Source organism: Ralstonia sp. SA306, assembly GCF_054792405.1.
The window spans coordinates 2,840,685-2,865,142 of the sequence record NZ_CP096451.1 but is presented as its reverse complement, the minus strand read 5'-3'; the positions used below and the strand labels follow the sequence as shown (position 1 = coordinate 2,865,142).

General features: G+C 63.6%; 24 protein-coding genes and 2 pseudogenes. 17 read left to right on the top strand and 9 right to left on the bottom strand.

All coding sequences use genetic code 11. From position 1 onward, the window contains the following. Positions 1–13: 13 nt before the first annotated feature. The 5 genes and pseudogenes from M1D44_RS13705 to M1D44_RS13685 all read right to left on the bottom strand — a co-directional run bounded on the left by M1D44_RS13705 (position 14) and on the right by M1D44_RS13685 (position 4,628). Positions 14–1,144, bottom strand: a complete 1,131-nt coding sequence (locus tag M1D44_RS13705; RefSeq protein WP_316683869.1) for an FAD-dependent oxidoreductase — start codon at positions 1,142–1,144, stop codon at positions 14–16. Then, positions 1,141–1,509 carry a Rieske (2Fe-2S) protein gene (locus M1D44_RS13700; protein WP_316852838.1) on the bottom strand — a complete coding sequence of 123 codons (369 nt, stop codon included), beginning with the start codon at positions 1,507–1,509 and terminating at the stop codon, positions 1,141–1,143. The genes M1D44_RS13705 and M1D44_RS13700 overlap by 4 nt, the downstream gene beginning before the upstream one ends. 17 nt (positions 1,510–1,526) lie before the next feature. After that, positions 1,527–2,483, bottom strand: a complete 957-nt coding sequence (locus tag M1D44_RS13695) for a VOC family protein (protein WP_112186221.1) — start codon at positions 2,481–2,483, stop codon at positions 1,527–1,529. Between the two features lie 28 nt (positions 2,484–2,511). Next, positions 2,512–3,672: an alpha/beta hydrolase family protein gene (locus tag M1D44_RS13690; protein WP_316683868.1), complete on the bottom strand. Its 1,161-nt coding sequence runs from the start codon at positions 3,670–3,672 to the stop codon at positions 2,512–2,514. Positions 3,673–3,693: 21 nt separating this feature from the next. Continuing rightward, positions 3,694–4,628: pseudogene (locus M1D44_RS13685) on the bottom strand (SphA family protein). A gap of 305 nt (positions 4,629–4,933) precedes the next feature. Between M1D44_RS13685 and M1D44_RS13680 the strand changes: the two are divergent. The 9 genes from M1D44_RS13680 (at position 4,934) to M1D44_RS13640 (ending at position 12,818) form a co-directional block, all read left to right on the top strand. Beyond that, complete coding sequence (locus tag M1D44_RS13680) at positions 4,934–5,890, top strand: LysR family transcriptional regulator (protein WP_024976908.1); 957 nt, start codon at positions 4,934–4,936, stop codon at positions 5,888–5,890. Continuing rightward, entirely contained in the window at positions 5,887–6,840 is a 954-nt protein-coding gene (locus M1D44_RS13675; RefSeq protein WP_235193190.1) for a LysR family transcriptional regulator, read from the top strand. Before M1D44_RS13680 ends, M1D44_RS13675 begins: the two co-directional genes overlap by 4 nt. A gap of 115 nt (positions 6,841–6,955) precedes the next feature. Beyond that, positions 6,956–7,966: an ornithine cyclodeaminase family protein gene (locus M1D44_RS13670; RefSeq protein ID WP_024976906.1), complete on the top strand. Its 1,011-nt coding sequence runs from the start codon at positions 6,956–6,958 to the stop codon at positions 7,964–7,966. A gap of 32 nt (positions 7,967–7,998) precedes the next feature. Next, positions 7,999–9,018: a dihydrodipicolinate synthase family protein gene (locus M1D44_RS13665; RefSeq protein WP_024976905.1), complete on the top strand. Its 1,020-nt coding sequence runs from the start codon at positions 7,999–8,001 to the stop codon at positions 9,016–9,018. Positions 9,019–9,030: 12 nt separating this feature from the next. Further along, a complete protein-coding gene (locus tag M1D44_RS13660; protein WP_112186218.1) occupies positions 9,031–10,500 on the top strand; it encodes an NAD-dependent succinate-semialdehyde dehydrogenase in 1,470 nt (489 codons plus the stop codon). A 40-nt stretch (positions 10,501–10,540) separates the two neighbouring features. After that, positions 10,541–11,284: an EthD domain-containing protein gene (locus M1D44_RS13655; RefSeq protein WP_316852837.1), complete on the top strand. Its 744-nt coding sequence runs from the start codon at positions 10,541–10,543 to the stop codon at positions 11,282–11,284. Further along, a complete protein-coding gene (locus M1D44_RS13650) occupies positions 11,175–11,405 on the top strand; it encodes an aromatic-ring hydroxylase C-terminal domain-containing protein (RefSeq protein WP_343228964.1) in 231 nt (76 codons plus the stop codon). The genes M1D44_RS13655 and M1D44_RS13650 overlap by 110 nt, the downstream gene beginning before the upstream one ends. A gap of 127 nt (positions 11,406–11,532) precedes the next feature. Further along, positions 11,533–11,805 (top strand): DUF1145 domain-containing protein, encoded by a 273-nt coding sequence (locus M1D44_RS13645; RefSeq protein WP_112186577.1) that lies wholly within the window; start codon positions 11,533–11,535, stop codon positions 11,803–11,805. A 110-nt stretch (positions 11,806–11,915) separates the two neighbouring features. Next, positions 11,916–12,818 (top strand): patatin-like phospholipase family protein, encoded by a 903-nt coding sequence (locus tag M1D44_RS13640; protein WP_037031825.1) that lies wholly within the window; start codon positions 11,916–11,918, stop codon positions 12,816–12,818. Between the two features lie 181 nt (positions 12,819–12,999). On the opposite strand, the gene rtcR is transcribed toward M1D44_RS13640, so the two are convergent. Beyond that, a complete protein-coding gene (rtcR, locus tag M1D44_RS13635; RefSeq protein WP_316852836.1) occupies positions 13,000–14,598 on the bottom strand; it encodes an RNA repair transcriptional activator RtcR in 1,599 nt (532 codons plus the stop codon). A 197-nt stretch (positions 14,599–14,795) separates the two neighbouring features. Between rtcR and M1D44_RS13630 the strand changes: the two genes are divergently transcribed. The 6 genes and pseudogenes from M1D44_RS13630 (at position 14,796) to rtcA (ending at position 20,726) form a co-directional block, all read left to right on the top strand. Next, complete coding sequence (locus M1D44_RS13630) at positions 14,796–16,355, top strand: vWA domain-containing protein (RefSeq protein WP_316852835.1); 1,560 nt, start codon at positions 14,796–14,798, stop codon at positions 16,353–16,355. A gap of 321 nt (positions 16,356–16,676) precedes the next feature. Continuing rightward, positions 16,677–17,069 carry a zinc-ribbon domain containing protein gene (locus tag M1D44_RS13625; protein WP_316683861.1) on the top strand — a complete coding sequence of 131 codons (393 nt, stop codon included), beginning with the start codon at positions 16,677–16,679 and terminating at the stop codon, positions 17,067–17,069. Next, positions 17,066–18,280: an RtcB family protein gene (locus M1D44_RS13620; protein ID WP_316852834.1), complete on the top strand. Its 1,215-nt coding sequence runs from the start codon at positions 17,066–17,068 to the stop codon at positions 18,278–18,280. The genes M1D44_RS13625 and M1D44_RS13620 overlap by 4 nt, the downstream gene beginning before the upstream one ends. Positions 18,281–18,291: 11 nt before the next feature. Next, a complete protein-coding gene (locus tag M1D44_RS13615) occupies positions 18,292–18,807 on the top strand; it encodes a hypothetical protein (protein ID WP_316683857.1) in 516 nt (171 codons plus the stop codon). 20 nt (positions 18,808–18,827) lie between these two features. Continuing rightward, positions 18,828–19,637 carry a nucleotidyltransferase domain-containing protein gene (locus tag M1D44_RS13610; protein WP_316683855.1) on the top strand — a complete coding sequence of 270 codons (810 nt, stop codon included), beginning with the start codon at positions 18,828–18,830 and terminating at the stop codon, positions 19,635–19,637. A gap of 158 nt (positions 19,638–19,795) precedes the next feature. Beyond that, positions 19,796–20,726 (top strand): annotated as a pseudogene (gene rtcA / locus M1D44_RS13605) (RNA 3'-terminal phosphate cyclase). Positions 20,727–20,743: 17 nt separating this feature from the next. Here rtcA and M1D44_RS13600 read toward each other — a convergent pair. Both M1D44_RS13600 and M1D44_RS13595 read right to left on the bottom strand, forming a co-directional pair. Continuing rightward, positions 20,744–22,540: a thiamine pyrophosphate-requiring protein gene (locus tag M1D44_RS13600; protein ID WP_316852833.1), complete on the bottom strand. Its 1,797-nt coding sequence runs from the start codon at positions 22,538–22,540 to the stop codon at positions 20,744–20,746. A 28-nt stretch (positions 22,541–22,568) separates the two neighbouring features. Continuing rightward, entirely contained in the window at positions 22,569–23,045 is a 477-nt protein-coding gene (locus M1D44_RS13595) for a hemerythrin domain-containing protein (protein ID WP_024976899.1), read from the bottom strand. Between the two features lie 197 nt (positions 23,046–23,242). Between M1D44_RS13595 and M1D44_RS13590 the strand changes: the two genes are divergently transcribed. Both M1D44_RS13590 and M1D44_RS13585 read left to right on the top strand, forming a co-directional pair. Beyond that, positions 23,243–23,713 carry a PRC-barrel domain-containing protein gene (locus M1D44_RS13590; RefSeq protein WP_024976898.1) on the top strand — a complete coding sequence of 157 codons (471 nt, stop codon included), beginning with the start codon at positions 23,243–23,245 and terminating at the stop codon, positions 23,711–23,713. A gap of 69 nt (positions 23,714–23,782) precedes the next feature. Next, complete coding sequence (locus M1D44_RS13585) at positions 23,783–23,971, top strand: hypothetical protein (protein ID WP_024976897.1); 189 nt, start codon at positions 23,783–23,785, stop codon at positions 23,969–23,971. Positions 23,972–24,040: 69 nt separating this feature from the next. On the opposite strand, the gene M1D44_RS13580 is transcribed toward M1D44_RS13585, so the two are convergent. Beyond that, positions 24,041–24,394, bottom strand: a complete 354-nt coding sequence (locus tag M1D44_RS13580; RefSeq protein WP_112186216.1) for a glyoxalase superfamily protein — start codon at positions 24,392–24,394, stop codon at positions 24,041–24,043. Positions 24,395–24,458: the final 64 nt, after the last annotated feature.

The following is a 24,458-nucleotide window of genomic DNA, read 5'->3' as shown; positions in this document are numbered from 1 at the left end:
GGTCTCCGCCGCGTCAGATGGTCTTTGCCAGGCTCATGAGCGTGTCGCGCATGATGCGGGCGTGCTCGGCCTTGTCACCGCCGGCAATCTCGATCTCGCCCAGGCGGCCCGAGTTTTCCACCACCATGCGGCAACGGTCCCAGCGGCGATCCTGGAAGGCTTGCAGTGCGGCATCGAGCGTGGCAGCGCGTTCCAGTTCCTCGGCTAGCACGATGGCGTCTTCCAGGCCGATACCGGCACCGGCCGCCATGTGCGGTGTGGTGGCATGGACCGTATCCCCGATCAGCACGATGCGGCCGCTGAACCACGGGCGCGGCATCAATAGGCTCTCCAGCGGGCGATAGTTGATGAGCGACTGTGCCGAGATCTGCGCGCGGATGGTTTGCATCAACGGCGCGCTGAACGGTGCGAGCAGATCCGACAGCATCTGCGGCCAACGTTGCGGGTCGATGTACTCGTTCGCCTCGCGGTCTTCGGTCACGAACAGGTACATCTCGTCTTGCGATACGGGGTTGACGCCTGTCTTGACCTTCTGCCCGAGCCACATCGTTGCGCACGTAATGTCTGCGGGGCGAGGAACCACGGCACGCCAGACACCCTGGCCGGTGTACTGCGGCGTGGGTGCATTGGGAAACTCTGCCTCGCGCACCTTCGAGTACAACCCATCGGCGCCGATCACGAGGTCGTAGCGACCTTGCGTGCCATCGGTAAAGGCAACGTCCACCCCGTCGGCGCGTTGCTCAATCGCCGTGAATGTGCAGCCCAGGCGCACCTTTACGCCCGCAGCGACTGTCGCCTTGGCCAGGATGTCAGCCAGCGCCGGACGCATGATCGCGCCGCCGCCCGGCACATCCGGCCCGGCCACACGCGGCGTGGGTAACTGCCCCAGCGCCTGGCCGCTCGCTGTGAAAAGATTGACGCCATCGCCACAATAGCCGCGCTCTCGGAATGCATCGAGTACGCCAATAGTTTTCAAGGCGCGCAGCGTTGGGCCGCCGATGCTGATGCCGGCGCCATAGGCCCGCCATTTCGCATCAATCTCGACCATGTCGACCTGCATGCCGAGCTTGGCGCATTGGATGGCTGCGGCCATGCCGGAAAAGCCGCCCCCGATCACGAGGATCTTCTGCACTGGGGATGTCATTGTGGTGTCTCCTTGTTGTCTGGCATCAAGAACACGGTGCCGCTTCCGGCAACCTCGATCTTGACGGGCTCCAGCGCTTGTCCCAGGCAGGGGCCAAGAACGCAAACACCGGAGCCGATATCGAATTGCGCGCCATGCGCATGGCAGACGATGCGGGTGCCGTCGCCATTGAGGTAGGCATCTTTGCGCCATGCCATTGGCGTTCCACCCTGATGCGGGCAGGCATCGCGGTAGGCATGAAGCGCCTCGCCTCGCCGCACCACGAAGACAGTGTCCCGGCCGATACCGCGCGGGTCAAAGCCACGCGAATGGCCATCGATCAACTCATGCAACTGGCATAGCGGTACGCGGTTGGATGTCGACATGGCTGAGTTCCGATCCCTCAGGATGCGGCGTGCGCCGCATCGGTTGCCGGCGGACCGCCCGGTGCCCAGTTCTCGCGATGCTGGAACAGGAACAGTTGCGAGGTGTCCGCCCCCATGGGGGCTTCGCGTGCGATCCAGTCGGTATCGTGCAAGTCCATGTCGGCGTCGTATTCCACATGGCAGCCGAGCGGGCTGTTGAAGTACCAGAACCAGTTCGAGCCGAAGCGATGGCGCCCCGGGCCCCAGAACGATTGATAGCCCTTCTCGACCAGTCGCGCCCCGGCCTGCATCACCTCGGTCGGGCCGCCCAGATGAAACGTGAAATGCTCACAGCCCTTCATGAACGGCGGCGTCTCGATCATGAATAGCGTGTGGTGGTCGAGCGTGCCGGCGGGGCGCAGGAAAGGCCCCACGCCGACAAAGCGATCGGTGCAGACAAAGCCCAGGCGCTTGACGTAGAACGCCTCCGCCTTCGCGGCATCCGGCACGAAGTAGACAACGTGCGAGAGCGTGCGGGCCTGCACCACGGCATCGTCGTCCACGCCTACAACGTTCGCCGGCCGCTGCGCAGGTGCGCCCGGTGCGTTGACACGCTCCGCCGGTAATTCCAGCGGGCGGCGAACCGTCACCTGAAACGCCAGTGCAAAGCCCGCATCGTCCACAGTGTGGATGGAGCCATCCGCATGGCGTTCGACGGGGCGGTCTTTCTGCAGCTCTGCGGCAATCGCCTCCAGCGTCTGCTGGTCGGCCACGCCGTAGATGGTCTGGCGCAGGAAGCTCGCGGTGCCGAGCGAGGGCGGCAAGGTCGCATCGTCCTTGTGCGCAATGCGGATGGACGTGCCGTCCAGCGCCTCGAAGCTGCCGCCGGCGGCTGTCACGCCAACCGGCTTCAGGCCGTAGTCGGTCAGATATTGCGCGCACGCGGCAACGTCGTCGACGCCAAACAGCAGTGCATCGGGTCCGATGATGTTCATGGAAGTCCTATCGGTCATGGGTTGATGATCAGGGGGCCGTCCGGCCGCCCAGTGTTTCTGCGACCCAGTCGGCGATGTAGGCACCAGCGTTGGCCGAGTTATCGAAACTGCTGTGCTGCACGCCGCCTTCGCGGTCGGTAAAAATCTTCAGCTCGCGCTTGGGGCTGTTGACGAGTTGCTCATACGTGCGGTGGGCCCAGTGCACGGGAATTTGCGAGTCCTTCTCGCCATGGGTGACGAGGAACGGCACACGAATGCGGTCAAGCACGCCATCCAGATGCACGTGTTCGGCAATGCGCATGAAGGTGTCCATGTCGGGCGCGCCCCACACCCAGCGCACGTGTTCCCAGTAGTGCGGCACGGGAAAGCTTCCCTCGCGCGCCAGGCGCTTTTTCTGCACGTCGCGCCAGTCATGGTTGGCGCCCCACACCACGCCGCACGCAAAGCGCGGCTCGAAAGCCACCGCGCGCGGACAGTAGTAGCCGCCGAGTGAAACGCCTTCCAGGCCGATGCGTTTCGGGTCGATGTCATCGCGCGTTTCCAGCCAGTCGACGATCTTGCTGGCCCACACTTCGGTGTTGTAGACCGCATGCATGTCGTGAAGGCGCAAGGCCTCGCCCGTACCAGGCTGATCAACCACGAGCGACGACACCCCGCGCCGCGCCAGCCACTGCGGCAGCCCGACGCGGTACTTCATCTCCTTGGTCGAGTCCAGCCCGTTGATCTGCACGAGAATCGGGGCCCGCCCGGTCACGCCCTCCGCACGAACATAGAGCGCTGAGAGATGCGCATCGCCATACGGGATCTCCACGCGTTCGCAGTTTTCGCCCGTCGCGGCAATGCCCTTGGCAAACACCGCCAGAAAGCGCTTGTACAGCTCAAGACGGCCTTCCGCGCCGTGCGCTTGCAAGCGCTCGCCGGTGAGGTAGTACGTGGCGGCACGGTTGTACTTGTCGCCGGCGGACAGCGTGCGCCCTCGCGCTTCGTCCTCCGCGGCCAGCTCGCACAGCTTGTCGGCCATGCGCGACCACGTTTCGCGAAACGCGCGCGTACCGGCGGCATCAGGCTGCGTGGCTGCCTCCTGCAATGGTGCGCACATCGCCTCAATTTCGCCGATGCGCGCCCCCATTTCGATGGCAAGATCGACGGACAGATTCCAGACGTAGTTCGTAGGGAAATAGCGGAACATCCCGATTCCTTTGATGCGTTTTCAGATGCCGTTGCCCGGGCCAGGCGGCTTCGCCCACAGCGGGATGGCGATGTTCAGCCACACTGCGCTGCTCTTGGACGTGTTGGCTGCATACACTCCTTGCTGATAGTTGATGTTGATATTGAAGGCGCCCGCGTCGTACGCAATGGATGGCCCTAGTGCCAAGCTGCGGGCACGGTTGTTGGCGACGGTCGCGCCATTCACCTTGTCGTCGGTGAACTGGTTCAGATAGCCGCCCACTACGCCGACTTTCCATTTGCCGAAGTTCCACCCCGCCGTGAAATCCGCCACATAGGCCGAACCCGAGCGGTATCCGGTATCGCCGTTTTCCCGGTTGATGAGAAAGCGGTTGGTCATGCCGACGTCAATGCCGTTTGGCACGTTGTAACGAAACGAGAAGACCGGCTGCCATGATGTGTAGCCCACCGCCACGCTCGGACGGTCCTGGTTGTATGCACCGTTGGCGAGCGCGATATCAAAGCCCGTGACGATGGCGAGGTTGCGCGTGACCGACCACTTCAAGATGGCAGGCGATATCGTGATATTCGACAAGCCGTTATGGCGTTGGCTCTGCCCGACAATGTCCGTATGCAGCGAGACCACCGGCACAACCAGTTGGGAATACAGGCCCGCACCCAGCACGGTGACCGGATACGCCGCCAGCAAGCGCGTCGTCATCGACGGTGCCGAGATACTGAACGGAATCGGCAGTTTGTTGCCGCTGTTGTCGTATAACCCGTTGGAGTGGCTGTAACTGAACTGCTCCAGCACGAACAACCCAGGGATCGGCGGCATGGCTGCGATGCTGGTGCCCGCAGCACCGGCCGGATACGGCGAAACGCCCCCTTCAAATGCATTCGCGGTGTTCGACGCGCCAGCGCGGCCAGCGTCATGCAGCCTGCGGCAGTGCACGCCGCGGCTAGTCGTTTGTTCATGTTGTCTCCTCACTTTTCGACACCTCGTTTCGGGTGTCTGTCTTGTCGTTGAATGCGCGTAACCAAGCCGCTGCCAGCGTCTATTTGGGGCGCACATCATCCTGGGTTGTGCACCGCAATTCGCGTGTGTGCCAGGACGGGTTTAGATTAAGATGCGCTCGCGAATGGCTCAAATTGATTGTTTCCATCCGCTGTATTGGCGCCCTGAATACTTTCAGGGGAAACCCTAGCGCGAGACCACAAGACCACGCTGCGGGGGCTCCCCCAGTCGCTTCGGGAGAAGACCTTCAACGGAGACGGCGCCCATGCGCTTTAACAAGCTCAACCTAAATCTGCTCGTCGCTCTCGACGCGCTCCTGACCGAACAGAACATCAGCCGCGCCGCAGAGAAGGTCTATCTGAGCCAGGCCGCGATGAGCAATGCGCTGGCGCGGTTGCGCGAGTACTTTGACGACGAGCTGCTGGTCCAAGTCGGCCGCAAGATGGAACTGACGGCACGGGCAGAAGGCCTGAAAGACCCCGTGCGCGACATCCTTGTTCGGATCGATGCCACCGTCGCCGCACAACCGGCTTTCCTGCCACGCCAATCGGATCGGATCTTCCGCCTCCTGGTCTCGGACTACACGACGATGACCCTGATGCCGCATCTGCTGCGGCTCGCATACCACCAGGCACCGGGCGTCCGCTTTGAACTGCGCCCGCAGGTCGCCTACCCCGAGCGTGCACTGGAGCGCGGTGAAGTCGACCTGCTTATCATCCCCAAGGACTACTGCCCGGCCGAGCATCCAGCCGAGGTCGTGTTTGAGGAAACCTTTTGTTGCGTGCTGTGGGACCAAAGCCCGCTGGCCAGGGGTGAACTGACCGCCGAGCGCTACATGGGCGCCGGCCACATCGTCGTGCAGCCGGGGGACGAACACTCCGCGCTGGAGCAATGGTTCATGCACAAGCTGGGCATCGTCCGGCGGATAGAGACCACCACATTCAGCTTTGTGGCACCGGCGCACCTGTTGATCGGCACCGACCGGATTGCCACCATGCACAAGCGGCTCGCCGCGCAGGCCGTCCGCAGCCTACCCATCACGATTCGCCCGGTGCCGGTGCCCATTCCTCTCATGGAGCAATCCATGCAGTGGCACAAGCACCGCAGCGCCGATCTTGGCCTGCGCTGGCTGCGTGCGCTCATCAAGGAAGCGGCAGCGGCCATGGACGCTGCCGCGCCTGGTGCATCGCTGTCGGCATCACAATCCACACCGCAGAAATGAAGCCCACACCTTCGCCAAAGCCCGGCAAGGTGGCCATGCCGGACATGCTCAGCACGCTACCGATCATCGACCCACGCTGGTTGCTGTTTGTGCGCGTTGCCGCATCAGGGAGCCTGAGCAAAGCCGCCGCGATGCTCGACATGCCGCAGTCCATGGTCAGCCGCAACATTGCCCAGCTTGAGCAGCAGTGTGGGCAGCGCCTGTTTCGCAGAACCGGTCGCGGTGTCGTGCTCACAGAGTTTGGTGAACAGACACTGCCGCGTGTCGCCCGTCTTGTGGATGAGGCCGACGCTCTTGCCGATGACATTCGCAATGCGCGTGGCCAACCCGTTGGGGAGGTGCTGGTCGGCTTGCTGCCTTCAGCGGTCGGGCAATTTGCAGCGCCGCTGTTCGCCGCCGTGCGCGAGCAACTGCCCGGCGTGCGGCTACACCTGGTGGAAGGTGCCAGCGCGCAGCTTGAGGAGCAATTGCGGGACGGCCGGCTCGACATGGGCATTGTTCTGCGGGAAGACGAGGCGAGCATTGGTGACGCACACGTGCTTGCGCGCGTACCTCTGCATCTGGTTGGCCGACGTGGGGACGCCCTGGTCAGCAAGAGCGATGTCGCGCTGACCGCGCTGGCCGGTGTTCCTCTTGTCGTACCCAGTCGCCCTCATCTGTTGCGTGCACGGCTGGATCGTCTGGCCGCAGACCACTCCTTGCCACTGCAAGTGGCGGTAGAGGCCGATTCCGTCCGCCTGCAATACGAGATTGCCGCAGCCGGCGGCGGCTACGCTATCGCATCGGTGCAGCCCGGCATGCTGGATGCGCGGCTGGCGTCGTCGCAGATCGTCCAGCCTCTGCTTGAGCGCTTCGTGGTCTTGGCGGAATCCCCGCTCCGACCCCACACGCGGGCCACGCTGGAAGTGCGCCGCCTGATCCATCGCGTGGCGGAGTCTCACATCACCTGAGCGGCATTTTCCGCAGCTATCGATCTGGTGCATAGCTGCTTTCGCTGCCAGGCAGTACCTCGCGCAGGTGCGGCCTTCTATAGTCGGCTGGCCGTTGACTTCCACGCCCAGCGCCATGTCCGACCTGCAACCGAGCGAACTGCTCGCCCCCACGTTGTTCCTGAGCGATGCCGATGTCGCATCGCTTGCCGACTGGCCTTCGGCCGTCGCTGCCCTCGCCCGGGCCTACGCCAAACCCACGTCCGACGCCATGGTGCCGCCGCGCTCGATGGCACGCGGTGACGGTATCTGGCTGCGCAGCCTGACCGCCGTGTCGCCGGCCGGCGGCCACATGGGCTGCAAGCTGATCGCGGCATCCCCGCGTGCGCGCCGGGCAAGTTACCTGATCTCGTTGTTTGATCAGCAGACCATGGCCCTGAGTGCATTGGTCGATGGCAACAGGGTCACCGGCTTGCGTACGGCAGCGACCGCGGCGTTGGCGGTGGACCTGCTGGCACCCAATCGGCCGCTGCACGTGGCGATCATTGGCGCTGGCTTTGAAGCACGCAATGCGCTCGATTGCCTGCGTGCGGTGCGCACACTGCAATCCGTGCGCGTATACAGCCCCACGCCTGCGAGCCGCGAGCGCTTTGCCGAATCGTTTCGCACCGCACTGGACATCGCCGCATCGGAGTCGCCTGAAGCGGCTGTGGATGGCGCGGATATCGTCATCTGTGCCGCGCGCAGCCGGGACGAGTCACCCGTCCTGCACGGCGCATGGCTGTCGCCGGGCGCCACGGTGGTCTCGCTGGGTTCCACGCTGCCGGAACAGCGCGAAGTCGACGAGGAAACGATGGCGCGCGCCGCCTGCATCGTGGCCGACATGCCACAGGAAGTCGCCCACGATACTGGCGATGCCATCGCCGCCTCGCGTGCAGGCGTGCCCATCGCCAGCAAGCTGGTGCCGCTGTCGGCGCTCGCTGCGGGAGAGATCAAGCCCCGCCAGGCTGACAGCGACATCGTGCTCTACAAGTCTGTCGGGTCCGCGCTTCAGGACGTCGTCATTGCCGAGATGCTCTTTGCACACGCCAAGGAGCAAGGGCGCGGCGTGCCCCTGCCGGCCAGCATTGTTCCGATCGCCAAATAAATCACCCCCACATTCCCAAGGAGACGCCAACTATGGCCACCTACAAGAAATCCGACGCCCGCGCCTGGGCGCGCGAACACCTGATCGGCTGCTCGGCCGTCACGATACCCAGCTACAGCGCCGACTTGAAGCGCCTGAACGAACACGGCATCCGGCACGACATTGAATTGGCAACCAAGCTTGGATACAGCTACACGTTGCTGTGCAGCGAAGTTGCCATCACGCCCGAAGAAAACGCCCAGTTCACGGCCTGGGCACGCGAGACTGCAGGCAACCGGCTTGGCCTTTTCTTCCATGCAGCGTTCGGCACGCTGGCCGAAAACATTGAAGCCGTAAAGCTGGCCGAGAAAGCTGGCGCCGACATCGTCCTGCTGTCGTACCCGCCCCAGTTCTGGCCGACGAGCGAGGAAGAAATCTACAACTACACGAAGACCTTCTGTGACGCGACCGACCTTGCGGTGATGCTGTTCCCGATCCCGCTGTGGGGCTTCGAGCGTGTACATCCGGCGGGCATGCCGGTCAGCCTGGTGCGCCGGCTGCTCGACGATTGCCCCAACATCGTCGCGATCAAATCCGAGCAAGGATTTCCGCTGCCGGCTGGTATCTGCGAGATGTACCACCACTTCCGCAACGAGGTCGTCATCAGTTGCCCGATCGAAGGCGACGCGATTCCGCTGATGAGCCTGATGGAGTTGCAGTTCTCAGGCACCAGCAACACTGCGTGGATGGGCGACTACTACCCGAAGGCGTTTGAACTGGCACGCACCGGCCGGTGGGAAGAGGCCATGGCGATGTACTGGAAGGTCAATCCAGCACGCAGCGCCAACGGCGCGGCCGCGCAAACCTACGCGGGCGGCACCGGCGTGCTCAATCGCACCATGTGGAAGTACCAGGACTGGCTCGCCGGCTTTAACGGTGGCCCCCTGCGCGCGCCAGCCATGCGCGTGCCGGATCGCCTGATGAAGATGCTGCGCCAAGGTCTGGTGGCGTCGGGCCTGCCCGTCACATCGGACCCGGATGAAGCCTTCATGGCCGGCCGCTTCCCCTGCTGAAGGAGCACACCCGTGAAGCACCTTCTGAAAGATCCCACGCTGTGGCGCGAAGCCGCTTTCATTGCCGGCGAATGGGTGGAAAGTACACCGCACGGTCGTTACGCGCTGCACAACCCGGCCGATCAATCGTTGCTCGTAGAGCTGCCGCGCTGCCGCGAAGAGGACGTACGCCGCGCCATCGATGCGGCGCATAGCGCCTTTACCACCTGGCGCCGCACCACCGCCAGGCATCGTGGTGAAGTTCTGCGCCGGTGGTACGAATTGACGTTGGCGCATCGTGAAGATCTCGCAACGCTCATCACGCTGGAAGAGGGCAAGCCGCTGGCCGAAGCCCGTGGCGAAATCGACTACGCCGCATCGTTCCTGCGTTGGTTTGCCGAAGAGGCAACGCGCGTGCGCGGTGATGTGATTCCAGGCGCCAAGGAAGCGCAGCGCATTGTCGCGCTGCGCGAACCGATCGGGGTATGCGCAGCCATCACGCCGTGGAATTTTCCCGCCGCAATGATCACGCGCAAGGCGGGGCCGGCGCTCGCCGCCGGCTGCACGATGGTGCTCAAGCCCGCCAGCCAGACACCGATGACCGCGTTGGCACTTGCCGAACTGGCACAGCGTGCGGGTGTTCCGGCCGGTGCCTTCAGCGTAGTGACGGGCAATGACACGCGAGCGATCGGCGGTGAGCTGACGGCCAACCCGCTGGTCCGCAAGCTCACCTTCACGGGCTCGACCGAAGTCGGTCGTGTCTTGCTGGCCCAAGCCGCACAGACAGTGAAGAAATGCTCGATGGAACTCGGCGGCAACGCACCATTCATTATCTTTGACGACGCCGATCTTGATGCCGCAGCCGATGGCGTAGTGGCAGCCAAGTTCCGCAACACGGGGCAGGCGTGTATCAGCGCAAATCGCGTGCTGGTGCAGTCCAGCATTTACGATGCGCTTGCCGAACGTGTGGCCGAACGCGTAGCCCGCCTGCGTACGGGTAACGGCCTGGAAGCAGACGTGCAGCTTGGCCCGCTGATCGACGCGGCGGCTGTGCGAAAAGTTGAAGAGCACGTGGTCGATGCCCTGGACAAAGGCGCGCGGCTTCTACACGGTGGCAACCGGCATGCGCTCGGTGGCAACTTTTTCGAGCCGACCGTACTAGCCGACGTTACGCACGATATGCTGATTGCCCGCGAGGAGACCTTCGGCCCCGTGGCGCCTCTATTCCGTTTCGATACCGACGATGACGCCATCGCCATGGCCAACGACACCGAATACGGACTTGCCGCGTATTTGTACAGCCGCGACGCTGCCCGCATCTGGCGTAATGCTGCCCGCATCGAGTCGGGCATGGTCGGCATCAACACCGGCCTGATCTCCAACGAAGTCGCGCCATTCGGTGGTGTGAAGCAAAGCGGCCTGGGGCGCGAAGGTTCGCACCTCGGTATCGACGAGTTCCTGGAGGTCAAATATCTCTGCTGGGACGGCCTCGACGCCGCTTGAGTCCGATGGATAGCCCAACCTCAACTCACAAAGGACAACGATGATCAAGATGATCGCTGCGGTCTGCCGCCGCCCTGGTATGACGCATGCCGAATACGTGGCCTATGTACAGCACGTGCATGGCGCGATCTCGAACGAGAACCCCGTCACCCTGCGGCGCTACGTGCAGAACCACGTCTTCGATGCGGCGTTCGGATCGACCGCCGAACCCGAACATTCGATGACGGTTGCACGGGATTCGGTGACGGAACTGTACTGGGACAATGCGCAGGACATGTCCGCCACCTTTGCACATGAACACGTGCGTACAAAGGTTGGGCCTGATGCCGCCAACTTCGCAGACGCCAGCGTTTCGCTCAGTTTGGTGGCGGTGGAAGCGGAGCAGCCGGTTGTGACTCCGAAACGCGCATGTGGGGCCAAGGTTCTGCACTACCTGCGGGCTGCAGAAGGATTGTCACTACCCGAGTTCTTTGATCGATGGTCGCGGGCGCACGAGCTGGCCTTGGCCGCCGAGCCGCTTGCCGCAGCCGCATTGCGACGCTGCGTACATAACAGGCAGGTTCCGGAATTCAATGCCATGCTGGCCTACTTCAGTGGCACGGATGTGCCCGTCTACGAAGGTGTTGCCAGTCTCTGGTTCGATGATGTGTCGTCCGTTGGCGCATTCCGCGCCTATGAACGCGCGCTGCTCGCGATCAACGCTAACGCCACCACCACGTTCTACCGTCCGGCCCAGTCCTTCTTCCTCTACGCGACGGAAGTACCAATTTACGAGCGCAGCTAGCATCAAGAACCATGCTCTTGCATTGGCCCGGCCTGACGGCCATGTGGCGTGGGTCGATGACGGAACGGCGCGGGGGCTGCAGGAGGCGTTGCAGCGGTGGTTCGGCCCGGCGGCGGCCTGACAACTGCCCCGCTGGCGGCACGGCCAGGTGGAGGGCGGCGTCTATCCAGGTGTTTGAAGCGGCTGGCGTGATTGGGGTGGCCGGTATGCTGCATGGCAACTCAATCACCGACTCTTTGGAGACCCGCATGTTCAACGTCCTCTGCAAGCTCGTCCTGCTCGCCGTGTATGGCGTTGCGTTGGCCAGCTATGCCACACCGCTGCCGCTGTCCGCCGATGCCATCGGCTGGTTGCGCGTCGCGGCCTTGGCGTTGCTGGCGGCGCATGCGCTGGAGGTGGTGTTCTGCTTCCGGAAGGTGTCGCTGCACAAGGGCCCGTTGCTCGACAGCGTGTTGCTGACGTTGCTGTTCGGTTTTCTGCACTGGAAGCCGATGGCAGACGTTGCACGGCAAGCTCGCTGATCGCCGCCGATAAAGCCTGACTAGCCGCAACGGCAGCGCAGACCTACTCTAGTTCCAGTCGTCCCCTGATTGACTCGATTGGACTTCTTTGCTGCAACGCAGCATTGATCATGGACAGAGTGGAACGAACGGCGTTTGTCTTTGCCGGCGGCGGCAGCCTCGGCGCCATCGAGGCCGGCATGCTGCGCGAGCTGGTGGCCTCGGGCGTGGTCCCGGACATGGTGGTGGGCGCCTCGGCGGGCGCCATCAACGCAGCCTTTTTTGCGTGCAACCCGCACGCGGCGGGCACGGCCCAGCTTGAGGCGCTATGGCGCGGTGTGCGGCGCGCCGATGTGATGCCGTGGTCCTGGCGTGCGATGTTCAGCATGCTGGGGGGCCTGGGTGGGCAACGGGAGCACCTAGTCGATGCATCTGGCCTGCAGCGCCTGCTGACGCGGCATTTCGGGCAGACCCTGCTGGAGGCGGCCACGCTCCCCCTGCATGTTGTGGCCACCGACATGCAAACTGGCGCCGAGGTGGTGCTGTCTTCCGGCGCCATCGTGCCAGCGGTGCTTGCCAGCGCCGCCATTCCGGGTGTGTTTCCGCCGGTGCGCATTGGTGATCGCCTGTTGATCGACGGGGGCGTCGCCAACAACACGCCAATCTCCGCCGCCATCCGGCTGGGCGCCACACGTGTCGTCGTATTGCCAGCGGGGTTTGCGTGTGCCGACCGCCGCGCCCCGCGCAGCGCCATCGAGCACGCTCTGAACGCCTTGTCACTGCTGGTGGCGCGTCAGCTTGTGCAAGACCTGGAGCGCTGGGCCGGGCAGGTGCCCATTGCCGTGGTGCCGCCGCTGTGCCCCCTCGACGTGTCGCCCTACGACTACGCCCGCTGCGGAGAACTCATCGACCGCGCCGCTGCCGCCACTGCGGCATGGCTGGCGGCCGATGGTCTGGCGGGCACCGGCATACCGGGCGCGCTGCGTGAGCACCATCACGACGCGACCCAGGCCAGTTGTAGTGCCAAGGTTTGATGCCACGGCAAAGTAGGGCCGGGAAATTTCAGCGTGGCGTCGAAACTGAATCTGTGCGGGCGCAATGTTGAACACGCGCGCCGCTGCCCTCAGGCTGCAGCCGTTATCCACGGAGCACGAGGACCGTCAGGTCGCGGGGGCCGATGGGAAGGTTGGGAATGGAGGGCATCTTGCCGAGTGCCTAGCTCGCGCGCACGGTTGCCCAATCGAGCCCGAACCGTGCGAGGTATTTGCGGAGCCGGTCGGCATCGTTCACCTTGGCCTTCTCGGTGCGCGACACGTCGAAGAGCCGGCGCCCGGCGTCCGACAGCGATGCCGATTCGCGGCACACGGCAATCACGTTCTCCAGTTGCATGCGGTCGAACAGGTCGATCGACGCAACCTCGTCGCCGATCAGATCCGTCAAGGCGTCGCCCTTGCCTGCGGAATCCGGGTCGGCCCACGTGCGTTGCAGACGGGAGATTTCGTCCGTGACATCAGCTTCGGTAATGCGCCCGCCCTCGGCCAGCGTTGCCAGCCGCGTGACGCTGGCCGACAGCTCTCGGAAGTTGCCCGTCCAGCGTGCCTGGGGCGAGGTGACGAACTTCAGGTAGATGCGTCGCGCTTCGGTATGGAAGCGCACCTGCTCGCCGTGCTCGCGGGCAAAGCGGGCTAGCTCGAAATCGAGGTTCGGTTCCAGGTCTTCCGGGCGATCGGCCAGTCCGGGCAGATCGAACGTCCACAGGTTGATCCGCGCGTAGAGGTCTTCGCGAAAGCGGCCCTCGGCCACCCATTGCCGCAGGTCGCGCACGGTGCCGGCGATGAGCTGGAAATCGCTTTCGACTTCGCGGTCGCTGCCAAAGGGGAGGAAGCGCTTCTCTTCGATGGCCTTGAGCAGCATGGCTTGTTCGTCCAGGCCAAGTTCGCCGATCTCATCGAGGAACAGCAGACCGCCGTCCGCGCTGCGCAGCAGGCCTGCGCGTTCGGTTTGCGCGCCCGTGAACGCGCCTTTCACGTGGCCGAAGAGCGCTGACATGGCGCTGTCACCGCGCAACGTGGCGCAATTCACCTCGACAAAGCGGCCTGCCAGTTGATGGCGCGCCTTCTTCATCTCGTACACACGGCGCGCGAGGAACGATTTACCGGCACCGGTCGGCCCGAACAGCAGCATTGGCGCCTTCGAGCGCGAGGCCACGCGCTCGATCTGCTCGATCATCCGGTTGAACGCGGGGTTGCGCGTGGCAATGCCGGATTTGAGCAGCGATACCGTGTCTTCGCGCTCGCGCGCAAAGCGCGTGGCGATCTTGTCGTAACGCGAGAGGTCCAGATCGATGACGCTGTAGCTACCGGCGGTGTTGCCAAGCACCTTCTTGCGCGGCGGCGCAGTCTGGATGAGCTGGGCCGGCAGGTAGCGTGCTTCGGCCAGCAGGAACCAACAGATCTGCGCGACGTGCGTGCCCGTGGTGATGTGGATGAGGTAGTCCTCGGCCTCGGTGTCGAAGGCATAGCCGCGGGTGAAGTCGTGCAGCGTGCTGTAGACCTCTTCGAAGTCCCACGGGTCGCGTAGTGCCACTTCCACACTGCGCACCTCGGTCTCGGGCGATACGGATGCGATGTCATCGCGCAGGCGTTCGAACAGACTGCGGCTGCGCGCGTCGTGCAGCAGCTCAAGACGGTGGATGACCATGTCGTCCTGCTGGCACAGGCCGACGGTCGGGCGCCAGCGCTCCCAGCGCTGAGCGCCCTTGCCTACATAGTCGAGCGTGGTACCGACGAAACCGATGGCGACGTTCTTAAGCATCGTGCGTGACTATCCAAAAATATAAATAAATATATCAATAGATCGAAATTTCCTGAAGTTTAGCGTGCTTACATCTGCGTTGGATGCTCGCGAATTCAATGAAATCAAGGGGATACGCGGGCCCGCACTCGATTGAAAGTGACCTGGCATACCCATTGCACTAGAGGAGGTATCAACAACACAACGCGAGATGCCAAATGGCTAATCAGCAACTGTTTCAGACCTTGCTCGCGAAGACGGTCCAAACCAACGCGACCGACGCGATCAACCGGGCTGGCGCCCCGGCGTATGCAATGTCGCCCCAGCACCAGCTGGCGCAATTGGCGATGACGGGCTGCCTGAACCACACCTTCTACGCTGCGGCCGAAACGCAACTGGCCGACGTGCTGCAGCTGGCGCTGCAAGTCGACGACGCCTTCATCGCCAAGACCGCGGTGTACAGCCGCGAGCGCGGCCTGATGAAAGACATGCCAGCCCTGCTGACCGCCATGCTGGCGGCCAAGGGCAGTGCACTGCTGCCGACGGTGTTCGGCCGCACGATGGACAGCGGCAAGATGCTGCGCAACTTCGTACAGATCGTGCGTAGCGGCGCAACGGGCCGGAAGTCGCTCGGCAGCCGCCCGAAGAAGCTTGTGCAGACGTGGCTGAACACCGCCACGGAAGCCCAGCTCCTGCAGGCCGCCCTGGGCAACACACCGTCCTTGGCGGATGTTGTGAAGATGGTGCACCCGAAGCCGGCCGAAGCCTGGCGTGCCGCGTTCTTTGCATGGCTGATCGGCAAGCCGCATGACGCTGCACAACTGCCGCCGCTGACGCGTGAGCTGTGCGCCTTCCGTGCCGGTGAGTCGAAGGTGTTGCCGGACGTGCCGTTCCAACTACTGACCAACGCGCCGCTGAATGCGGCGCAATGGGCAGTGCTGTCGGAGCGCATGGGTTGGCACGCGCTGCGCATGAACCTGAACACGTTGGCCCGCCAAGGTGCGTTCAGCCTGCCGGGTGTGACCAAGCGTGTGGCCGCGCGCTTGGCGGATGCGGCACAGGTGCGCAAGGCGCGTGTGTATCCGTACCAACTGCTGGCGGCTTACCGTTCAGCGGTTGATCCGGTACCGCTGGCCGTGCGTGAAGCGTTGCAGGACGCGCTCGACGTGTCGCTGGTCAACGTGCCAAAGCTTGAGGGCAACGTGGTCGTGTGTCCGGACGTATCCGGCTCGATGGGCAGCCCGGTAACGGGCTGGCGTCAGGGTGCGACGTCGGCCGTGCGCTGCATCGACGTGGCTGGGCTGGTGGCGGCTGCCATCCTGCGCTCGCATCCGACGGCACGTGTGCTGCCGTTCGAGCAGCACGTGGTGGATGTACGCCTGAACGCCCGCGATTCGGTCATGACCAATGCCGACAAGCTGGCGGCCATCGGTGGTGGTGGGACGAACTGCTCAGCGCCGCTGGCCAAGCTGGTGGCTGAGCGCGCCAAGGTCGATGTGGTGATCGTGGTGTCGGACAACGAGTCGTGGGTGGATGCCACGCGCCGCGGTGCGACGCAGACGATGCTGCAGTGGGATTTGCTCAAGCTGCGTAACCCGCACGCCAAGCTGGTCTGCATCGACCTGCAGCCGTACAGCACCACGCAGGCGATGGAGCGTGAGGACATCCTCAACGTCGGTGGTTTTGGCGATGCGGTGTTCGACGTGATCGCGCAGTTCGCGTCTGGCAGTTTCGGTGCGGGCCAGTGGGTCGAAGCCATCGAGGCGACGGTGTTGTAGGCCGTCTGTGTAGTGAACAACAACGTTTTACCGGCGCGTCACGAATGCTGAAGAGCTTGTCCTGACGCGCCAGGTGCGAATGCCTGCGGGTGTACATCGGTAGCTAGTCGGTTCAAATCCGGCCCGCGCGAAAGCGTGAGACCACTCGCTCCCCTAGTCGCACCACCTTTTGTTTTTCGGCGAATGCCGGTGGAACTACATCCTGTCACGATCGAGGTCGCGGGTTCGAATCCCGTCGGTCCCAAATCAGGGGGACCGTAGCTCAGTGGATAGAGCGCGTGTTTCGCCAAACCTAGTCGCCGTCCCCAATGCGGAGGCATCATGTGTAGTGGAAAGCAGAAGCGCGCGCAGATCATGGCGCGGCGCCAAGTGCGGCGCGAGCGCGAGCGGATTGCGCGTCTGCCGGCCCCGGCGCCCGTGCCGCCACGGCCACGCGGTAGCGTGCTGGTAGACGCATCGCAACTCGTGCACCGCGGGTTCTCTTGGCCGGCGTTCATGCAGCGCGGTTACTACATCGATACCTGGTACGCCTGTGTCGATTGCGGCAAGCATGAAGTCTGGAGCGCAGCTCAACAGAAGTGGTGGTATGAAACCGCCAAAGGCAACCTGGATTCGATCGCCGTCCGATGCAAACCGTGCCGAGTGACACGACGCAGCGGACGCACGATCAGCAAGAAGAACAACGACAACAACAACGGAATGAAAGCATCATGAGTACCTACAACACCCTCCACGTCGACAACGGCGCCGATATCAAACTGTGGACCAACGGCGTGCCGGTTGAAGACGACGCCCGCAAGCAACTGATGAACACGGCCAAGATGCCGTTCATCTTCAAGCATCTCGCAGTGATGCCGGACGTGCACCTGGGTAAGGGTTCGACCATTGGTAGCGTGATCCCAACGCAGGGCGCGATCATCCCGGCGGCCGTCGGTGTGGATATCGGTTGCGGCATGATGGCGGCGCGCACGACGCTCACGGCCGCCGATCTACCGGACAGCCTGCACGGCCTGCGCAGCGCCATTGAAGCAGCGGTGCCGCACGGACGTACGCCGGGCCCGCGCGACAAGGGGGCCTGGAACACGCAGCCGGAAACCGTGGATGCCATGTGGGGTGAACTGGTCGATGGCTTCAAGCGCATCACCGACAAGTACCCGAAGCTGAACAAGACGAATAACCACAAGCACCTGGGAACGCTGGGTACGGGGAATCACTTCATCGAGGTCTGCCTGGACGAGGAGCAGCGCGTCTGGTTCATGCTGCATTCGGGTTCGCGCGGGGTGGGTAACGCCATCGGCAACCTGTTCATTGAACTGGCGCAGGCCGATATGCGACAGCACATCGCCAACCTGCCGGACCGCGATCTGGCGTACTTTGAGGAAGGCAGCGAGCACTTCAACGATTACGTTGAAGCCGTCGGCTGGGCGCAGGACTACGCGCGCCGCAACCGCGCCACGATGATGCAGAACGTGATCGCGGCCGCGCGCAAGGTCATCACCAAGCCGTTCGCGGCCGACGTGGAAGCGGTGAATTGCCACCACAACTACGTGCAGCGCGAAACCCACTTCGGTCGCGATGTGCTGGTGACGCGCAAGGGGGCGGTGTCAGCACAGAAGGGGCAGCTCGGCATCATCCCGGGTTCGATGGGGGCGAAGAGCTTCATCGTGCGCGGGCTCGGTAACGAAGAGGCGTTCTGTTCGTGCAGCCACGGCGCCGGCCGCACCATGAGCCGCACGCAGGCCAAGAAGCGCTTCACCGTCGATGACCAGATTCGCGCCACGGCCCACGTGGAATGCCGTAAAGACGCCGATGTGATCGACGAGATCCCGATGGCGTACAAGGACATTGACCACGTGATGGCGGCGCAGGCAGATCTGGTGGAGATCGTCCACACGCTGCGGCAGGTGGTGTGTGTGAAAGGCTAGGAGGATCGAGCATGCTGACGCGTGTTGAAGGTCCAGAGCTGGAAGCGATGCGCCAGCACTGGGCGCAAGCCGGCTGCGCCTTCGACTTCGTGCTGTATCGCGTTGAGGGGCCGGATGCGCCAGGCATTGAGATTCACCGCCAGGCGCTCGCCGGCTTGCTTGAGCAGCTCGAATGGCCGCCGCAAGACGTCCATCTGGACCGCGCTTGTTCAAGGAGCCTTGACTCCTCTGAAGTTCGCGCGCTGATGAAACAGGGCGGGGCGTTGGAACGCGCATTCCTTGACCCGCCTTATGGAACGAAGCTCGGCGCGAAGGACTTCCGGGATTGGCTCACGATGCTGTGCCTTCTACCGGATGACGAACTCGACGTCGCCGACTGGGTGGGCAACCCTGACGAAGCGCCCGAGCGCAGCACGTGGAGTGATTACTTTGATGCGGGAAAGGAATGGTGGGGCATCTGGTGCCTGACCGCCTACAACCCGCGATGCCGCACGTTGTGCGTGCTCGCAGCAAGCACCACCGATTGAGACAAGAACAACAAATCGCTATGACTTTCCTTTACTCACACCCCGTCTCAGACGCCATCCGCGAGCGCGTGCTGACGGAGCTGACGCACATTGAGCAGCAGCATGATGTGCGCGTGCTTTTCGCTTGCGAATCAGGCAGCCGCGGCTGGGGCTTTGCCTCGCCAGATAGCGATTACGACGTGCGCTTCGTCTACGTGCATCAGCCCGAGTGGTATCTGCGCGTTGAGCCGCAGCGCGACGTGATTGAACTGCCGATCAGTGACGAACTGGACATCTCCGGCTGGGAGTTGCGCAAGGCGTTGCAACTCATGCACCGTTCCAACCCGACGCTGCTGGAGTGGCTGGCTTCGCCCGTGGTGTACCGCCAGGACGCGGCGCTGGCCGAACGTATGCGCACGCTGGCGCCGACATTCTTCTCCGAGCGCAAGGGCCGTTGGCACTACGTCTCCATGGCGGCAAAGAACTTTCGCGGCTATCTGCAGGGCGAGACTGTGCGCATGAAAAAGTACCTGTACGTGCTGCGCCCGCTGCTGGCAGCACAGTGGATCGACGAGGGGAGGGGCATACCGCCGATGCGCTTTGCCGATCTGGCCGACGCGATGGTCAGGGATGCCGCGTTGCGCGAAGAGATCAACCAACTTCTGGCGATCAAGATGGAATCTGGCGAAGCGGAATACGGTGCGCGCTTTTCGCGCATCCATGCGTTCATTGAAGAGGCGCTGGCGCACGAAGATGTGCCCAGCGATTTCCGCCAGGCCACGGGCGACCCGGCTGCGCTGGATGTGTTCCTTCATGACACCGTGCTGACGCGCGCACCCTGTACAACTTGACGCGCATTCCATTGCGGGGTGTGCAGACCAAAAAAGAACAAACCATGAACACCCAATTACAACAAGCACGGCAAGTGCGGCCCGCCGACTGCATCGAGCTCGACGGCGCACAAGGTGAAGGGGGCGGCCAGATACTGCGCACGGCGCTCACGCTGTCCATGCTGACCGGCACGCCGTTCGAGATCACGAACATTCGGGCCAAACGTTCCAAGCCGGGTTTGCTGCGCCAGCATCTGACGGCTGTGCAGGCCGCCGTGCAGATCAGCGGCGCGACCGTGGAGGGCGCAGAAGCCGGCTCGCAGAGGCTGCGGTTCGCACCGGGCACCATTTGCGGCGGCGATTACCGTTTTGCAAAGCTGCACGCTGGTACTGCAGACCATCCTGCCCGCGCTTTGGTTTGCCGATGCACCGAGTACCGTGTCGGTCAGTGGCGGCACGCACAACCGCGCTGCGCCCCCTGTCGACTTCCTGATCCGCGCGTGGCTGCCGCTGGTGGCGCGCATGGGCGTGACACAGACGCTTACGCTCAAGCGTCACGGCTTCTATCCGGCCGGTGGCGGGGAGGTAGTCGCGACGGTGACACCATGCGGCGGCGCGTTGACTGCGCTGCATCTGACCGAGCGTGGGGCGCTGCGTGCGCTGCGTGCGGAGGGCATTGTTGCCGGGGTGCGCGGCAGTGTGGCGCGGCGCGAGTTGGACACGTTGAGTCGTCTCGTTCCCGGCATTGAGGGCACCGTGCGCGATCTCGGCAATGCAGAAGGCCCCGGCAACGCATTGGTCCTCGATATCGAGCACGAAAATGTGACCGAGGTCTTTACGGGTTTTGGCGAGCGAGGCGTGACGGCGGAGACGATCGGCAAGGACGTCGCCGGTGCCGCGCAGCGCTATTTGCAAAGCACCGCAGCGGTGGACGACTACCTCGCCGATCAACTCGTGCTGCCGATGGCCCTCGCAGGTGCAGGCAGTTTCACGGTGGTCGCAGCTTCATCGCATCTGCTGACTAACATCGGTGTGATCGAGAAATTTTTACCGGTGGAGGTGGCGGTGTGCCCGCTGGACGCAGGCGCCATCCAAGTCGAGATTGTTTGAGCCCGGCACCTCCCGGCTCACTCTTTCTCCCTATGCACCGGAAACAACGCCGACAACACCTGTCGCGCCGTTCCGCGCAGCACGCCGCTCGCATCCGGGTCGCCATACGCCAGTGCCGTCGCAAAGTTGCGTGCCTGCTGCAGCGTGACGTGCGGCGGCAGCGGCGGCACATCGGGATCGGTCTTCACTTCCATCACCACGGGCCGGTCTGCGTTGAGTGCTTCGTGCCACGCGCCGGCCAGTTGGTCGGGGTTGTCGACGTAGATGCCCTTCAGGCCGATCAACTCTGCAAAGCGGTGATACGGCACGTCTGGGATGTCCTGTGAGGCGGGAAATCTCGGGTCCCCTTCCATCACGCGCTGCTCCCAGGTGACTTCGTTCAAGTCCTGGTTGTTGAGCACCATGCAGATCCACTTGGCAGACTTCCAGCGCTTCCAGTATTTCGACACGGTGATGAGTTCGGCCATGTTGTTCATCTGCATGGCGCCGTCGCCCACGAATGCAATGACGGGTCTCTCCGGGTGCGCAAACTTGGCGGCAATTGCATACGGAACGGCTGCTCCCATCGATGCCAGCCCGCCCGACAGCGAGCCCATCATGCCGGGCTTGAACTTGAGATCGCGCGCATACCAGTTGGCGCACGTGCCGGAGTCGCTGGTGACGATCACGTTGTCCGGCAGCTTGGGTGACAGTTCCCAGAACACGCGCTGCGGGTTGACGGGGTAGGCCGGTTGCAGCGCGCGGCTTTCCAACGTTTTCCACCAGCTCTCATTCCACCGGGCAATGCGGTCGGGCCAGTAGCGATCGGTCTTGCGCTGGAGTAGCGGCAGCAGTGCTCGCAACGTTTGTGCGCTGTCCCCAACCAGATTGACCTCCATCGGATACCGCAGCCCGAGCATGCCGGGGTCCAGGTCGATCTGGACGCCACGCGCCTGGCCTTCCTTGGGCAGGAACTCCGCATAAGGAAAACCGGAGCCGACCATCAGCAGCGTGTCGCAGTGGTTCATCAGCTCCCAGCTCGGCTCGGTGCCCAGCAGGCCGATGGCGCCGGTCACATAGGGCAGCTCGTCGGGCAACACGGCCTTGCCGAGCAGCGCCTTGGCCACGCCTGCGCCCAGCGTTTCTGCCACCGCTGCCACTTCCGCGCTGGCCCCGAGTGCGCCGGCGCCCACGAGCATTGCTACCCTGCGGCCGCTGTTGAGGATGTCCGCCGCGCGTTCCAGATCGGCGGTTTGCGGCACTACGCTGGGCGCGCTGTAGCCGACGCCCGAGTGCACCGTGCCGTGCGCGCGCGCCGGCTCGGTGTAGGGCATTTCCTGCAGGTCGTTCGGCAGCACGAGTGCCGTCACGCGGCGCTGCCCGATGGCGATGCGCACCGCGCGGTCCAACAGATGCCGCACCTGCGCCGGCATGCTGGCCTGGTGCACAAACGCGCCAGCCACGTCGCGGAACATCGCCACCAGATCCACCTCCTGCTGGTAGTGCCCGCCGACGGCCGTGCGCGCCTGCTGCCCGGTAATCGCCAGCACCGGCATGTGGTCGAGCCGTGCGTCATACAGCCCCGTGATGAGGTGCGCGGCGCCAGGCCCGGAGGTCGCCATGCACACGCCCAGCTCACCCGTGAACTTGGCGTGTGCAGAGGCCATGAAGGCGGCCATCTCTTCATGCCGCACCTGCACGAACTCGATCTTGCCGCCCGCGCGCTGCAGGGCACCGAACATGCCGTTGATGCCGTCCCCAGGGTAGCCAAAGATGCGCCGCACGCCCCAGTCGTACAGGCGGGCGACGAGGAAGTCGCAGACGGTGGCTTGCATGGTCTCTGTCCAGTATCGGGTGGTCGTATCAGCTTGCTGTTTCGGCCAGCAGCGCTTCCTTGCGCGCGGTCATGGGCTCCTGCAGCGGCGTCAGGTCGACGTGCTGACGGACCAGCTTGGGAAAGAGTTCGGTCTCTTCTTCCTCCACGTGGTGTGAGACGTACTCGGCCAACACCGTGAACTTGGCCGCGAACAGATCGTCGCCCGCGTGCATGCCGTTCAACTGCTGGATCAGATCCTTGGCGGTGGCATGCTCGACCACGGCTTCGTCGACGAGGTCCTTGAACGCTTCGCCTCCGTTGTCCCGTACGAACGGGTAGAACACTTCTTCCTCGAGCTGCGTGTGCACGGTCAACTTTTCACACGCTTCGCGCACGATTTGCTCGCCGGCAGCCTTGTCCTTTTCTTGCTGGAACGTCTTAAAGAGTTTTTTCACCTCGCGGTGATCGTCCAGCAGCATCGACAGCACGGCGCGTTGCGCCACAGGGATTTCAGCTTTGTTCATGGGGCTCTCCGGTAGGGGTTTCTGTTTTGATACGCCGTACCGTCGAGCAAGCGCCATGCCGTGCGCGTGTCTTTCACGGCGATGCGCCGCAGGCAAGCTTCGTGCTGACACGGTTGATTGCGTGCGACAGACGCCGCGCTCATGCGTGGCCGCCGCACACCATCCTGAACGTCAACTGATTGATGGGAGTAACTGCTATGCAAACCACGACAACCGGCACCACGCTGGGCACCGGCACTGGAACCGGTGTAGGAACCACCGCCGGCATACGCATGCGCATCATCGGGCGCGCCGACACCGATTCGGCCGGCCCCGGCCCGGAGCTGATGGCCGCGGATACGCTGGAGGGCAATCGCGTGGTCAACCTGAACGGAGAAGACCTCGGCAAGATCACCGACATCATGCTCGACGTGCAGCGCGGCCGGATCGCCTACGCGGTGATGTCAGTGGGCGGCTTCCTGGGCATCGGCGACAAGCTCTTTGCAGTGCCGTGGAGCGCCATGTCGCTGGACGTTGACCGCAAGTGCTTCGTGCTCGACGCCAACAAGGACCGCCTTGAGGCCGCCCCCGGTTTCGACAAGGACAGCTGGCCCACCATGGCCGACCCGACCTGGGCCGAGTCCGTGCATGAGTACTACGGCTCGCGTCCGTACTGGGAAGAGTACTAAGGTACTGAGCGCCCGCAGGCACGCCATTCGCTTACGTGTCTTCAGCCACGCTTGAAACAGGAGGGCGCCATGGAGAAAGGCAAGAAAGAGAAGCATCCGCACGCAGAAAAACGTGAGGAACTGGTGGAAAAGGCCGTGGAAGACACGTTCCCGGCCAGTGACCCGCCCGCCACGGGCGGCATCACGCGCGTTGTCGACAAGGACAAAAACGCGAACGCACACCAGGACAAGCGCACCCACAACGGCAACCACCGGTAGACCTCTGCCGGCAATGCCGCGCCCGCATCGCCCCTCTGGCATGCGGGCGTTTTTTTCGATACCGCCGTGTTAGCGGTGCGCCAGGATGTTGACGACGTTGCCGAACGGATCGCGCACGTAAAAGCGGCGCACGCCCCAGGGCTCGTCAACAAGCGGGTAGACGATTTCCACGCCCAGCGATACGGCGCGCGCATGCACCGCATCCACATCGTCCACTTCCACTGACAGCGCCGGCACCGGCGTACCGTTTCCGCCTTCGCTGGCGATGCTGACCTGCGGTGTCATCGTGCTGGCCGTATCGGCAAAGGTGAGGATCCAGCCGTGGTCCATCACCACTTCCAGATCGAGCAGTTCGGCATAAAAGGCGCGGGCGCTTGCTGGATCGGCGGCATGCAGGTTGGGGACGATGCGTCGGACGGCCATACCGTGGCTCCTTTTTTACCGATTCGGTGATGGATTTTAGTCATGGCTGTGACGCCGTGTAGGC